Source organism: Actinomadura sp. K4S16 (genome assembly GCF_008327685.1).
In the GTDB taxonomy this organism is placed as follows: domain Bacteria; phylum Actinomycetota; class Actinomycetes; order Streptosporangiales; family Streptosporangiaceae; genus Spirillospora.
In genome coordinates this window covers 53,700-66,936 of sequence record NZ_BDDE01000029.1, presented here as the reverse complement: position 1 = coordinate 66,936, position 13,237 = coordinate 53,700, and the positions used below count along the sequence as shown (strand labels likewise).

The window sequence follows — 13,237 nt, the reverse complement described above, 5'->3', positions numbered from 1 at the left end:
TACGATATGGGAAGCCCGCGAGCCGCCGAAAGGGGACCCCGGCGTCAGCCGGACTGCTCGTCCCAGAAGCCCTGCGCTTCCAGGTGCACCACCAGCAGGGCCCCCGCGTGCCGGATGTGCGCGCGCATCGCCTGCCGCGCGGCGTCTCCGTCCCCCGCCCGCAGCGCGGCGAGGACGAGATGGTGGTCGTCGACCGACGCCTGCGTCCAGCCGTCGATACTGGAGTAGAAGCGGCGCGGGGCGTACCGCACCACGAGTTGCAGCAGCCAGGCCGTCTTGGGCGAGCCCGCGCACAGGTTGACGGTCCGGTGGAACTGGTGGTTGGCGCGCTCGATCGCCGCGGAGTCGCGGGCCTTGGACGCCTCCTCCAGCAGCGCCTGCGTCCGGTCGAGCGACTCGAGCTCGGCCCCGGTGATCTTCGCGGCGGCGCGGGCGGCCAGCTCGCCGGCGAAGTACGCCTGCGCCTCGAACAGGTCCTGGACGTCCTGCCGGGCGAGCGGCGCCGGCATGAACCCCCGCCGCGGCTCCAGCGTGACGAAGCCCTCGCCGCGCAGCGAGAGCAGGGCCTCCCGGACGGGGGTGACGCTGATCCCGAGATCCTCGGCGATGCGCTCCAGGCGGAGGAACTCCCCGTGCCTGACCTGGCCGGACATGATGAGCTCGCGGACGTAGGCGGCCACCTCGTCGCTCAGCTGGCGGCGCCTGCCGAGGGCCTGGTCACCGGAAAGGGCCACTCTCATCGTCTCCCCGTGTGCCTGGTGGTGGGCTCACATTATGGACGGGCGGGGGCCCGCCGCCCGTTGACAGCCGGTATTTTCCTATCAAATATATGAGACTCGAACCGGAGGGGGGCGGGGCCGTGTTCACGCTCAGCGACGAGGAGCGCGCCATCGTCGAGGTCGTCGCCGACTTCGTCGACAAGGAGGTCCGCCCGGTCGCCCGGGACCTCGAGCACGCGGGCGCCTATCCCGCCCGCCTCATCGACCGCATGAAGGAGCTCGGGGTCTTCGGGCTCGCCGTGCCCGAGCCCTACGGCGACGTCAGCGTCTCGAAGGCCTGCTACGCGCTCGTCACCGAGGAGCTGGCGCGCGGCTGGATGACGCTCGCGGGCGCGTTCGGCGGCCACACGGTCGTCTCCCACCTGCTCGCCGTGTACGGCACCGAGGAGCAGAAGGCCCGCTACCTGCCCCGGATGGCGACCGGCGAGCTGCGCGCCACGATGGCGCTCACCGAGCCGTCCGGCGGCTCCGACCTGCAGGCCATGAGCACGACCGCGCGCCGCGACGGGGACCGGTACCGCGTCGACGGCGCCAAGATGTGGATCACCAACGCGCGCACGTCCGGCCTGATCGCGCTGATGTGCAAGACCGACCTGTCCGCGTCCCCCCGCCACAAGGGCATCAGCATCCTGCTCGTGGAGAAGGGGCCAGGCCTGACCGTCTCCCGCGACCTGCCGAAGCTGGGCTACAAGGGCGTGGAGAGCTGCGAGCTGTCCTTCGACGGCTACGAGGCGCCGCTCGACGCCGTGCTCGGCGGCGCGGAGGGGCGCGGCTTCGCCCAGATGATGCGCGGCCTCGAGGTCGGCCGGATCCAGGTCGCGGCCCGCGCGCTCGGCGTCGGGCGCGCCGCCCTGGAGGACTCCCTCCGCTACGCCCAGCAGCGCGAGGCCTTCGGCAAGCCGATCTGGCAGCACCAGTCCATCGGCAACTACCTCGCCGACATGGCCACCCAGCTCCGCGCGGCCCGGCTGCTCACCCTCGACGCCGCCGAGCGCCTGGACGCGGGCGAGCGCTGCGACATGGAGGCGGGCATGGCCAAGCTCTACGCCTCGGAGGCGGCGATGCAGATCGCGCTGAACGCGGTCCGCATCCACGGCGCGGCCGGCTACTCCACCGAGTTCGACGTCGAGCGCTACTTCCGGGACGCCCCGCTGATGATCGTCGGCGAGGGGACCAACGAGATCCAGCGCAACGTGATCGTCCGGCAGCTCGTCGAGCGCGACCGGATCTAGGGCGCGGCGGCCGGGTCCTCCCCCGCCCGGATCCAGTCGAACGTGCGCTCCACGGCGCGCTTCCAGTTGTCGTACTCGGCGGCCCGCCGCGCGGGCTCCATCGCCGGGACCCAGCGGGCGGCGCGGTGCCAGTTGCGCCGCAGCCCTTCGAGCCCCGCCCAGTAGCCGACCGCGAGCCCGGCGGCGTAGGCGGCGCCGAGCGACACCGTCTCCACCACCATCGGGCGCGCCACCGGCACGTTCAGCACGTCGGCGACCATCTGCATGACCAGGTTGTCGGACGTCATGCCGCCGTCGGCCTTCAGCTCCTTCAGCGAGAGGCCGGAGTCGGCGTTCATCGCGTCCACGACCTCGCGCGTCTGCCAGCCCGTCGCCTCCAGCACCGCCCGCGCCAGGTGCCCCTTGGTGATGTAGGAGGTCAGGCCGACGATGATGCCCCGGGCCTCGCTGCGCCAGTGCGGGGCGAACAGCCCGGAGAACGCCGGGACGATGTAGCAGCCGCCGTTGTCGTCGACGGTCCGGGCGAGGGTCTCGATCTCCGGCGCCGTGGAGATCAGCCCGAGGCCGTCCCGGAACCACTGGACGAGCGCCCCGGTGATCGCGATCGAGCCCTCCAGCGCGTACACGGCGGGCTCGTCACCGATCTTGTAGCCGACGGTGGTGAGCAGCCCGTTGTCCGACTTCACCGGCTTCGTTCCGGTGTTCATCAGCAGGAACGCGCCCGTCCCGTACGTGCACTTGGTATCGCCCGGGGAGAAGCACGTCTGCCCGAACAGCGCGGCCTGCTGGTCGCCGAGGGCCGCGCCGACGCGCACGCCGGGGAACACGCGGCGGGCCGTCCCGTAGGTCTCGGTGGACGAGCGGATCTCCGGCAGCATCGCCCTCGGCACGCCGAAGAAGTCGAGCAGGCCGTCGTCCCAGCTCAGCGTGTACAGGTCCATCAGCAGCGTGCGGCTGGCGTTGGTCACGTCGGTGACGTGGACGCCGCCGTCGACGCCGCCGCTGAGGTTCCAGATCAGCCAGCTCTCCATCGTGCCGAACAGGACCTCGCCGCGCTCGGCGCGCTCCCGCAGGCCCGGCGTGTGGTCCAGCATCCAGCGGATGCGCGGGGCCGAGAAGTAGGTGGCCAGCGGCAGGCCGCTGCGCTCGGTGACCATCGCGGCGCCGGGCGCGCGGGCCAGCTCGTCCACGAGCGGGCCGGTCCGCATGTCCTGCCAGACGATCGCGCGGCCGATCGGGACGCCGGTCAGCCGGTCCCACAGGACGGTCGTCTCCCGCTGGTTGGCGATCCCGACCGCCGCGACCTGGCCGGGCGTCGCGCCCGCCTGGGCGAGCGCCTCCGGCGCGATGCGCTCCAGGTTGCGCCAGATCTCCATCGGGTCGTGCTCGACCCAGCCGGGCTTGGGGAAGTGCTGCCGGTGCTCGCGCTGCGCCACCGACACCAGGCGGCCGCCGTGGTCGAACAGGATGCACCGGGTCGAGGTGGTGCCCTGGTCGATCGACATCACGTACCGTTCGGTCACGTCCGGCGCCCTCCTCCCAGGCGCGCCCCTCCGCCCCGCCGTGCCGGGGGCGGCGCGTCACCAGCGCGATCCGCCGAGGTCCCGGGAGACGGCGCGGGCCGCGTCGCGCACGTAGGCGACGAGCCTCGGGTCGGGGACGCGGCGGGAGTCGCAGATCCGCTCGACCGCTCCGGAGATGCCGATGGCCCCGACGACCAGGCCTCCGTGCCCGCGGATCGGCGCGGCGATGCCGGCCTCGCCGATGGACAGCTCCTCGGTCTCGGCGGCCCAGCCGTTCTCCCGGACGCGCGTGGCGGCCCGTGCGAGTTCCCTGGGGTCGGTGATGGTGCGCCGGCAGTAGGACTCCAGGACGGTGTCGCGGATGGACGCCGCCGCGTTGGCGTCGTGCGCGAGCAGCGCCTTGCCGAGCGCGGTGGCGTGCAGCGGCAGCAGCGAGCCGACGTCCATGGCCTGGAGCGTGTCGTCAGGGCGGAACACGTGGTGGACGACGAGGACCTTGCCTTCCAGCAGCGTGCCGATCCGGACGGCCTCGCCGCTGCGCGAGGCGAGCGCGTCGGCCCAGTTGATCGCGCGCGACCGAAGCTCGTTGACGTCGAGGTAGCTCGTGCCGAGGTGCAGCAGGGCGGCGCCGAGCTGGTACTTCCCCGTGGCGCCGTCCTGCTCGACGAAGCCGACGCGCTCCAGGGTGCGCAGGATGCCGTGCGCGGTGCCGCGGGCGAGGCCCAGCGAACTGGCGATCTCCCCGACCCCGAGCCGGCCCGAGCTCGCCGCCAGCAGGCGCAGGATCGCGGCAGCCCGCTCGATCGACTGCACAGGTCCGGGCATGGGAGCGATGGTAGGTCTCCCGGCGGGGTGCCGACAATGTCGGCAGCCGCCGTAATCATCGTCCGATGCGCCCTGAACTGCCCGGATTCTGTGATCTGGTGCACAGGGTGGAGGGTAACCGCCGCCGGGCGGCGACGAAAGTGTTCGACATTGTCGGCAGGCTCCCGTTGTAAGACGGTTCGTCCCGGCTTACCGTCCAGCCAGCCTCACGGGGCTCGCGTCCACCCCATCTGCCGAGGAGTACCCATGGCGGAACGCCCCAGAATCCCCACCCTGGCCGGTGAGCTCGCCGCCGAGTTCGCCGGCACCCTGATCCTCATCCTGTTCGGCGTCGGCGTCGTCGCGCAGGTCGCCGGGGCCGAGATCGGCGACCACGACAGCATCGCCTGGGCCTGGGGCCTAGGCGTCACGCTCGGCGTGTACGTCGCGGCCCGGATCAGCGGCGCCCACCTCAACCCCGCCGTCACCATCGCGCTGGCGACGTTCAAGGAGTTCGCCTGGCGCAAGACGGCCCCCTACATCGCCGCGCAGACCGCGGGGGCGTTCGTCGCGGCGCTGATCGTCCGCTGGAACTACAGCGAAATACTGGCGAAGGTCGACCCCGGCCACACCATCAAGACCCAGGGCGTGTTCTCCACTCTGCCGGGCAACGGCACGCTCCCGGTCGGCACCTGGGGCGCGTTCCGCGACCAGGTGATCGGCACCGCCATCCTGCTCTTCGTGATCAAGGCGCTCACCGACGTGCGCAACTCCCCGCCGCTCGCCAACCTGGCCCCGTTCATGATCGGCCTGCTGGTCGTCGCGATCGGCATGGCGTGGGGCACCGACGCCGGCTACGCGATCAACCCGGCCCGCGACTTCGGGCCCCGGCTCGCCTCGTTCCTCACCGGCTACGGCAGCGCCTGGCGGGACCAGAACGGCGATCTCTACTTCTGGGTGCCGATCATCGGCCCGCTCATCGGCGGCGTGCTCGGCGTCGGGCTCTACAAGGCGCTGATCGGGCGGTTCCTGCCCCCCGCCGAGGAGGACCCGCAGGGCCTCACGAAGCCCGAGCCCGAGTACGAGGCGGCGTGAGCCGTCCCGTCCCGTCCCCCACGACTCCAGGAGACCGCACGCATGGCTGACTTCGTCGGGGCCCTCGACCAGGGCACGACCAGCACCCGATTCATGATCTTCGACCACGGCGGCAACGAGATCGCCCGCCACCAGCTCGAACACGAGCAGATACTGCCCCAGGCCGGCTGGGTCGAGCACAACCCGACCGAGATCTGGGAGCGCACCCGCGCCGTCATCGAGAGCACGCTGAACAAGGCGAACCTCTCCCATGGCGACCTGGCCGCGTGCGGGATCACCAACCAGCGCGAGACGACCGTGGTGTGGAACCGGCGCACCGGGCGCCCCTACTACAACGCGATCGTCTGGCAGGACACCCGCACCGACCGCATCGCCGCGGCCCTGGAGCGGGACGGCAAGGGCGACGTCATCCGGCGCAAGGCGGGCCTCCCCCCGGCCACCTACTTCTCCGGCGGCAAGATCCAGTGGATCCTGGAGAACGTCGACGGGGTCCGCGAGGCCGCCGAGAACGGCGACGCCGTCTTCGGCACGACCGACTCGTGGGTGCTGTGGAACCTCACCGGCGGGACCGACGGCGGCGTGCACGTCACCGACCCCACCAACGCCAGCCGCACCATGCTGATGGACCTGGAGACCCTCTCCTGGGACGACGAACTCCTGTCGTTCTTCGGGATCCCGCGCTCCATGCTCCCGAAGATCAAACCGTCGTCCGCGCCCGGCGGCTACGGGACGACCCGCGCGAACGGTCCGCTCGGCGGCGAGGTCCCCCTGACCGCCTCGCTCGGCGACCAGCAGGCGGCGACGGTGGGGCAGGTGTGCTTCTCGCCCGGCGAGGCCAAGAACACCTACGGCACCGGCAACTTCCTCCTGCTCAACACCGGCGAGGAACTCGTCCGCTCGAAGAACGGGCTGCTGACGACCGTCTGCTACCAGTTCGGATCCGAGAAGCCGGTGTACGCGCTGGAGGGGTCGATCGCGGTGACGGGGTCGGCGGTGCAATGGCTGCGCGACCAGCTCGGCATCATCTCCGGCGCCGCCCAAAGCGAGGCCCTGGCCCGGCAGGTCGACGACAACGGCGGCGTCTACTTCGTCCCGGCCTTCTCCGGCCTGTTCGCCCCCTACTGGCGATCGGACGCCCGCGGCGCCATCGTCGGCCTCTCCCGCTACAACACCAACGCCCACCTGGCCCGCGCCACCCTGGAATCCATCTGCTACCAGTCCCGCGACGTCGTCGAAGCCATGCGCGAGGACTCCGGCGTCTCCCTGGACGTCCTCAAGGTCGACGGCGGCGTCACCGCCAACGAACTGTGCATGCAACTCCAGGCCGACATCCTCGGCGTCCCGGTCTCCCGACCCGTCGTCGCCGAGACCACCGCCCTCGGCACCGCCTACGCCGCCGGCCTCGCCGTCGGATTCTGGAACACCACCGACGAACTCCGCCAGAACTGGAACGAGGACAAACGCTGGCAGCCCACCTGGGACGACGACAAGCGCCAGCAGGGGTACGCGGCCTGGAAGAAGGCCGTCGACCGGACCCTCGACTGGGTCGACCTGGGCGACTGAGCACGGGGGCGCCGCTCGGCCCCTCACCACGGGGGCCGAGCGGCACCTGACGCTCACCGCACTTCGCCGGGAAGCGGCGGGCTGTTGGTCCGGAGGTCCTCCGGGCGACGGCCCGCCGCAACCCGCCCGCACGACACTCGACCTGACCTCTCTTCGGGAGCATGCAGTGACATCCGTAGCCCTCGGCCCGCGGTACCGCGAGGACACCCTGCGCGACCTGGCGGAGACCGAGTTCGACGTCGTGGTCGTCGGAGGCGGCATCGTCGGCGCCGGCGCGGCGCTCGACGCGATCTCGCGGGGCCTGTCCGTCGCCCTCGTGGAGGCGCGGGACTGGGCGGCCGGCACGTCCAGCCGGTCCAGCAAGCTGATCCACGGCGGGCTGCGCTACCTCGAACAGCGCGACTTCGCGCTGGTCAGGGAGGCGCTGCGGGAGCGCGGCCTGCTCCTCCAGCGGCTCGCGCCGCACCTGGTCCGCCCCGTCCGGTTCCTCTACCCGCTGCGCAACCGGGTCTGGGAGCGGGCGTACGTCAGCGCGGGCGTGACCCTGTACGACTCGATGGGCGGCGCCCGGTCGCTGCCCCGGCACCGCCAGCTCACGCGGCGGGCCGCCCTGCGGGAGGCCCCGGCCCTCCGGTCTGACGCGCTGGTCGGAGCCGTCCAGTACTACGACGCGCAGGTCGACGACGCCCGCTACACGATGATGGTCGCCCGCACCGCGGCCCAGTACGGGGCGAGGGTGGCCACCCGCGCCGAGGTGACGGGGTTCCTGCGCGAGGGCGAGCGGGTCACCGGCGTCCACGTCCTGGACCTGGAGGGGAACCGGGAGATCGCCGTGCGGGCCCGGAGCGTGGTGTGCGCGACCGGGGTGTGGACGGACGGCGCCCAGGCGATGACCGGCTCTCGGGCCGCGTTCGGCGTGCGGGCGTCCAAGGGCGTCCACCTGGTCGTGCCCCGCGACCGGATCCCCATGGGCACCGGGCTGATCACGCGGACGTCCAAGAGCGTCCTGTTCATCATCCCGTGGGGGCGGCACTGGCTCGTCGGCACCACCGACACCCCGCACGACCACGGCCCCGACGGGCCCGTCGCCGAGCACACCGACATCGGCTACCTCCTGGAGCAGGCGAACGCCGTGCTGCGGACGCCGCTCACGCACGACGACATCGAGGGCGTCTACGCGGGGCTGCGGCCGCTGCTGTCCGGCGAGATGGACGACACCACGCGGCTGTCGCGCGAGCACGCCGTCGCCGAGCCGGTGCCCGGCCTCGTCGTGGTCACCGGCGGGAAGTTCACCACCTACCGCGTGATGGCGCGGGACGCGGTCGACGTCGTCGCCGAGGGCCTCGACGACTCGGTTCCCGCGTCGGTCACCGGCCGGCTGCCGATCCTCGGCGCCACCGGGTACGAGGTGCTGTGGAACGAGCGGCGCCGGCTCGCCGCCGAGTCCGGCCTGCACGTCGCGCGGATCGAGCACCTGCTGCACCGGTACGGTTCGTGCGCCCGGGAGGTCCTCGCCCTGGTCGCGGACGACCCGGCGCTCGGCGCCGCCGTCCCCGGCGCCGAGGACTACCTGTGCGCCGAGGCCGTCTACGCGGTGACGCACGAGGGGGCGCTGCACCTGGAGGACGTCCTCTCGCGGCGGCTGCGCATCTCGATCGAGGAGTGGGACGGCGGCGTCGCCGCGGCGGCCCGCGTCGCCGAACTCATCGCACCCTGGCTGGGCTGGGACGACGAGCGGGTGAGCGGCGAGGTGAAGCGGTACGTCCAGCAGGTCGCGGCGGAGCGCCGCGGCGGCCCGGCGGTCGAGGAGGCGCCGGTCCCCGCCGCCTAGGGCGAAGCCACCGCACGTAGGTGCCGCCTACGCGAAGGTGGCGGTCATCGCCGTGACGTCGCCCGGCGCATGGATCGCGAGGGCGCCGTCCGGGGATCCGGCCGCCGCGAACGGCTGCCTCGCGTAGACGGGCCTGCGGGCGCGGAACGACAGTTCGCGCACCTTCAGGCCCGCCCGGCGCGGCAGCTCCAGGCAGAGGATCGCGAGCAGCGGCCCGTGGACGACGAGGCCGGCGTGCCCCTCCGCCTCGGTCGCGTACGCCTCGTCGTAGTGGATGCGATGGGCGTTGTAGGTGAGGGCGCTGAACCGGAACAGCATGACCGGGTCGGCGGCCGTCCTCAGCGTCCACGGCGCGTCCACGTCCGGCGCCTCGAACACCGCCCGCTCCGGACGGGACGCCGTGTCGCCACTGCGGTAGACGAGATCCTGCTCCTCGACCGCGATCTCGGCGCCGTCCCGCACGAAGGTGTGCCGGACGGTCACGAACAGCATCTCCCCGCTGCGCCCCTGCTTCACGGCGGTGGAGGCGAGCTCCGCCCGGCGCGTGACGGCGTCCCCGACGCGAAGCGGCTCGCGGATCCGGAACCGCCCGCCCGCGAACATGCGGCGCCGGTCGGGCATCGGCGGGAGAAACCGCCCTTCGCGCGGATGCCCGTCCGGGCCCAGCTCGCGCTGCGCGGGCCGTTCGAGGAAGTGCAGCCACTGCCAGAGGGGCGGCAGCTCCTCCCCCGGCGGCTCGACATCGAGTACCCCGGCCAGGGCCGCCGCCGGCCCGGCGCCGATGACCTCGGTCGTCTCCTGCGGTTCCGGCGCCCACCCCGCGATGTCGATCACGGGCCCCATCGTCGCAGGCGCTACGCGAACGCGTTCACCCCGGTCAGCTCCGCCGACAGCGCCCACAGCCGCCGGGCCTGCTCCGGGTCGACCGCGTAGGAGCGCACGCCGCTGGAGGGGGCGCCGCTCCGGCCGCGCTGCACGGGCAGGTCGTCCGGGACCTGTTCGGCGATGTCACAGTCCTCGCAGTACACGCCGCCCATTCCGGCCAGCCGCGGCGAGGTGGCCGCCCACACGGCCGACGCCGCGCCCTGCTCAGGCGTCTTGAACCCCTGGCCGATCTCGTTGCCGTCCTCGTCGATCCAGCCGTTCGCCACCTTCTCCTCCATGGGGATGTGGCGCTGGAGGGGCGTCAGGATGCTCCCGGGGTGGAGCGAGAAGGCCCGCACCTCGTCCTTGGCGAGCGCGTCCAGGTGGACGGCGAACAGCACGTTGGCCGTCTTCGCCTGCCCGTACGCCTCCCATTTGTCGTAGCCGTGCTCGAACTGGACGTCGTCCCAGCGGATCGGGGAGAAGTGGTGGCCGCGCGACGACACCGCGACGACCCGGGCGCCCGGCCTGACGGCCGGCCACAGGCGGTTCACCAGCGCGAAGTGCCCCAGATGGTTGGTGGCGAACTGCGCCTCCCAGCCCGGCCCCACCCGCGTCTCCGGGCAGGCCATCACCGCCGCGTTGTCGATCAGGATGTCGATGCCGCGCCCGGACGCGAGGAACCGCTCCGCGAACCCGCGCACGCTCTCCAGATCGGCCAGGTCCAGCTCGTCGACCTCAACGCCGTCGATGCCGCCGACGGCCTCCTTCGCCGCGCCCGGCCGCCGCGCCGGAACCACCACGCGCGCCCCCGCGCCCGCCAGCGCCCGCGTCTTCTCCAGCCCGAGGCCCGAGTAGCCCCCGGTGACGACGGCGAGCCTGCCCGACAGGTCGACGCCCTCAAGGACGTCCCCGGCCGTGCTCTCGAATCCGAACCCCGAACCGATCGGCAGCTGTGGTGTGGTCATGCCCCCGAAACTAGGAGCTGGAGCGCACTCCAGGTCAATTCGGCTCCGGGACGAGCGGGCAGTGGGTGCCCTTGTAGACCGTCGGGACGCACCGGTTGCAGTGGATGCACAGCGACGGCGTGGACGGGTCGGCGGCGATCCGGTTCACGAGGTCCGGTTCGCGGAGCAGGGCGCGGGCCATCGCGACGAACTCGAAGCCCTCCGCCATCGCGGTGTCCATGGCCGCGCGGTCGGTGATGCCGCCCAGCAGGATCAGCGGCAGATCGAGTTCGGCGCGGAACCTGCGGGCGTGCTCCAGCAGGTAGGCGTCCTTGTAGGGGTAGGTGCGCAGGAACCGCTTGCCGAACATCCGCAGGCCGATCCTCATGGGCGGCTTGTAGCTGGCCGCGAACTCCGGGATGGGCATCTCGCCGCGGAAGAGGTACATCGGGTTGAGCAGGGAGCTGCCGGCGGTCAGCTCCAGCGCGTCGACGGTGCCCTCGTCTTGGAGCCTGCGCGCGACGTAGAGGCTGTCGTCGATCTCCAGGCCGCCGCGCACGCCGTCGCGCATGTTGAGCTTGCCGGTGATCGCTATGCGGTCGCCGACCTCGTCCCGGACGGCGCGGGCGATGCCGAGCGCGACCTTGGCCCGGTTCTCGACCGGCCCGCCGAAGCCGTCCTTGCGCCGGTTGAGGCGGGGGCTGAGGAACGAGCTGGCCAGGTAGTTGTGCCCGAAATGGATCTCGACGGCGTCGAAGCCGGACTCGATCGCGAGCCTGGCCGCCCCGGCGTGGGCGCGGGTGATGCGCTCGATGTCCTCGGCCGTGGCCACCTTGGTGAAGGCCATGCCGAGCGGGTTGAAGAACCGTCCGGCCGAGATCGCGGGCAGGCGGGTGGAGCTCGCGTCGGCGACCGGGCCGGCGTGCCCGATCTGCGCGGACGCGGCGGCCCCCTCCGCGTGGACGGCGTCGGTGAGGCGCCGCAGCCCGGGCACGGCCTCCGGCCGCATCCAGATCTGCCGCCCCTCGGTCCGCCCCTCGGGCGCGACGGCGCAGTAGGCGACCGTGGTCATGCCCACTCCCCCGGCGGCCGGCCGCCGGTGGTACTCGATCAGGTCGTCCGTCACGAGCGCGTCGGGCGTCATCCCCTCGAACGTGGCCGCCTTGATCACCCGGTTCCGCAACGTCAACGGCCCGAGCCGCGCCGCTTCGAAGACCTCCACGATCCGTCTCCTCACCTACTGATTCGGAACACCGGCCACGACCGCGGGTCGGGCGGCCGGAAGGCGCTCTAAGCGCCTGGAGGTCGCCCGACCCGCCGAGCCGGGCGACCGCAGCGCCGCGAACGAACCCGCACGGGCTCAGAAACCCGCACGGTGGCGTGAGGATCGCCCGGCTCGCAACGGGGGTTCCAGGGGGCGCCCCCCTGGGCTAGCACTTCTCAAGGATCGTGACGTTGGCCTGGCCGCCGCCTTCGCACATGGTCTGGAGGCCGTAGCGGCCTCCGGTGCGGTCGAGCTCGTGCAGGAGGGTGGTCATCAGCCGGGCGCCGGTGGCGCCGAGCGGGTGGCCGAGGGCGATGGCGCCGCCGTTGGGGTTGGTCGTCGCCGGGTCGGCGCCGGTCTCCTTGAGCCAGGCGAGCACGACGGACGCGAACGCCTCGTTGATCTCGACGGCGTCGATGTCGGCGATCGTCATCCCGGTCTTCTTCAGCGCGTACGCGGTGGCGGGGATGGGCGCGGACAGCATCCGGATGGGGTCCTCGCCGCGCGCGGAGATGTGGTGGATGCGGGCGCGGGGGGTGAGGCCGTGGTCCCTGACGGCCTGCTCGGAGGCGATGAGCAGCGCGGCGGCGCCGTCGGAGATCTGCGACGAGACGGCCGCGGTGAGCCGGCCGCCCTCCACGAGCGTCTTCAGGCCCGCCATCTTCTCCAGGGTGGTGTCGCGGCGCGGGCCCTCGTCGGCGGCGACGCCCTCCAGGGGGGCGATCTCGCGCTCGAAGCGGCCCTCGTCGATGGCGCGGATGGCGCGCTGGTGCGACTCGTAGGCGAAGGCCTCCATCTCCTCGCGGGAGATGTCCCAGTCGCGGGCGATCATCTCGGCGCCGTTGAACTGCGACACCTCCGTGTCGCCGTAGCGGCGCGTCCAGCCCGCGGAGCCCGCGAAGGGGCCCTCGGTGAAGCCGAGCGGGGCCGCGGCGGTCATCGCCGAGCCGATCGGGATCTGCGACATGTTCTGCACGCCGCCCGCGACGACCAGGTCCGAGGTTCCGGACAGCACGGCCTGCGCGGCGAAGTGGACGGCCTGCTGGGACGAGCCGCACTGCCGGTCGACCGTGACGCCGGGGACCTCCTCGGGGAGGCCGGCGGCGAGCCAGCAGGTGCGGGCGATGTCGCCCGCCTGCGGGCCGAGGGTGTCGACGCAGCCGAAGACCACGTCCTCCACGGCGGCCGGGTCGATCTTCGTCCGGTCCATGAGCGCGGTCAGCACGTGCGCGCCGAGGTCGGCGGGGTGCACTCCGGCGAGCCCGCCGTTGCGGCGCCCGACCGGGGCGCGGACCGCGTCGACGATGTATGCCTCGGCCATGGGGTGTCTCCTTC

General features: G+C 72.6%; 11 protein-coding genes. 4 read left to right on the top strand and 7 right to left on the bottom strand.

Annotated elements, in window-relative coordinates:
• Window positions 1–44 precede the first annotated feature (44 nt).
• Complete coding sequence (locus K4S16_RS40680; RefSeq protein WP_149264450.1) at window positions 45–740, bottom strand: GntR family transcriptional regulator; 696 nt, start codon at window positions 738–740, stop codon at window positions 45–47.
• An 89-nt stretch (window positions 741–829) separates the two neighbouring features.
• Between K4S16_RS40680 and K4S16_RS40675 the strand changes: the two genes are divergently transcribed.
• Window positions 830–2,011, top strand: coding sequence for an acyl-CoA dehydrogenase family protein (locus K4S16_RS40675; RefSeq protein ID WP_149264449.1), 1,182 nt, complete (start codon window positions 830–832; stop codon window positions 2,009–2,011).
• Here K4S16_RS40675 and glpK (K4S16_RS40670) read toward each other — a convergent pair.
• Complete coding sequence (gene glpK / locus K4S16_RS40670) at window positions 2,008–3,534, bottom strand: glycerol kinase GlpK (protein WP_149264448.1); 1,527 nt, start codon at window positions 3,532–3,534, stop codon at window positions 2,008–2,010. The two genes, K4S16_RS40675 and glpK (K4S16_RS40670), sit on opposite strands and share 4 nt — an antisense overlap.
• 57 nt (window positions 3,535–3,591) lie before the next feature.
• Window positions 3,592–4,359 (bottom strand): IclR family transcriptional regulator, encoded by a 768-nt coding sequence (locus tag K4S16_RS40665; protein WP_149264447.1) that lies wholly within the window; start codon window positions 4,357–4,359, stop codon window positions 3,592–3,594.
• Window positions 4,360–4,605: 246 nt separating this feature from the next.
• Here K4S16_RS40665 and K4S16_RS40660 point away from each other — a divergent pair, with 246 nt between their 5' ends.
• From K4S16_RS40660 to K4S16_RS40650, 3 genes are all read left to right on the top strand, one after another.
• Window positions 4,606–5,433 (top strand): MIP/aquaporin family protein, encoded by an 828-nt coding sequence (locus K4S16_RS40660; protein ID WP_149264446.1) that lies wholly within the window; start codon window positions 4,606–4,608, stop codon window positions 5,431–5,433.
• 42 nt (window positions 5,434–5,475) lie between these two features.
• On the top strand, window positions 5,476–6,996 hold the full coding sequence (gene glpK / locus K4S16_RS40655; RefSeq protein WP_149264445.1) for a glycerol kinase GlpK: 1,521 nt from the start codon (window positions 5,476–5,478) through the stop codon (window positions 6,994–6,996).
• A gap of 166 nt (window positions 6,997–7,162) precedes the next feature.
• Entirely contained in the window at window positions 7,163–8,827 is a 1,665-nt protein-coding gene (locus K4S16_RS40650; RefSeq protein WP_149264444.1) for a glycerol-3-phosphate dehydrogenase/oxidase, read from the top strand.
• Between the two features lie 27 nt (window positions 8,828–8,854).
• Here K4S16_RS40650 and K4S16_RS40645 read toward each other — a convergent pair whose 3' ends face one another.
• From K4S16_RS40645 to K4S16_RS40630, 4 genes are all read right to left on the bottom strand, one after another.
• On the bottom strand, window positions 8,855–9,670 hold the full coding sequence (locus K4S16_RS40645; RefSeq protein ID WP_200842405.1) for a MaoC family dehydratase N-terminal domain-containing protein: 816 nt from the start codon (window positions 9,668–9,670) through the stop codon (window positions 8,855–8,857).
• 11 nt (window positions 9,671–9,681) lie between these two features.
• Complete coding sequence (locus K4S16_RS40640) at window positions 9,682–10,659, bottom strand: SDR family NAD(P)-dependent oxidoreductase (protein WP_149264442.1); 978 nt, start codon at window positions 10,657–10,659, stop codon at window positions 9,682–9,684.
• Between the two features lie 34 nt (window positions 10,660–10,693).
• The gene (locus K4S16_RS40635) at window positions 10,694–11,860 is read right to left on the bottom strand and encodes an NADH:flavin oxidoreductase (RefSeq protein WP_200842404.1); all 1,167 of its coding nucleotides are present in this window, start codon (window positions 11,858–11,860) and stop codon (window positions 10,694–10,696) included.
• A 208-nt stretch (window positions 11,861–12,068) separates the two neighbouring features.
• Window positions 12,069–13,223, bottom strand: coding sequence for an acetyl-CoA C-acetyltransferase (locus tag K4S16_RS40630; RefSeq protein WP_149264441.1), 1,155 nt, complete (start codon window positions 13,221–13,223; stop codon window positions 12,069–12,071).
• Between the last annotated feature and the right edge of the window lie 14 nt (window positions 13,224–13,237).